This window comes from Stenotrophomonas sp. 3diitr2024, assembly GCF_042136455.1.
Lineage (GTDB): Bacteria > Pseudomonadota > Gammaproteobacteria > Xanthomonadales > Xanthomonadaceae > Stenotrophomonas > Stenotrophomonas sepilia.
Map to the genome: position 1 here is coordinate 1 of NZ_JBHHMJ010000002.1, position 361 is coordinate 361.

2 pseudogenes are annotated in these 361 nt (G+C 73.7%); both read right to left on the reverse strand.

What is annotated here, in order from left to right:
* Positions 1-124: pseudogene (locus ABGA94_RS00005) on the reverse strand (putative sulfate exporter family transporter); the annotation flags it as partial.
* Positions 111-206 (reverse strand): annotated as a pseudogene (locus ABGA94_RS00010) (DUF2069 domain-containing protein); the annotation flags it as partial. The pseudogenes ABGA94_RS00010 and ABGA94_RS00005, both read right to left, overlap by 14 nt.
* Between the last annotated feature and the right edge of the window lie 155 nt (positions 207-361).

Below are 361 nucleotides of genomic sequence, written 5' to 3' on the forward strand. Positions count from 1 at the left end.
CCGCGGTATCGGCGGCGGCTTCGCTGACCGCGCGGCCGGCGGCCACCACCTGCGCCACTTCGTGCACCGTCGCACCAGTGAACAGGCCGTACTGCCGCGCGCCCATCGCCAGCCAGCCAGTGCTTGTCATTGATGAACCAGCCCGCGAACAGCGCGGCCAGCCCCATCAGGGCCAGCAGCAGGACCGTGCGCGGCGCGGCGCTCATCGGGCCAACCGGTGCGCGATGCCGGCCACCCGGCGCCCCAGCGCGCGCGCCAGCCATTCGCTGGCTTCGGCCAGCGAGGTCATTGCCAGCGGCGCGGCGGCACCATAGGCCACCCAGTCCAGCAGCATGTCGCGCGGGTCGCGCAGCACCACCAG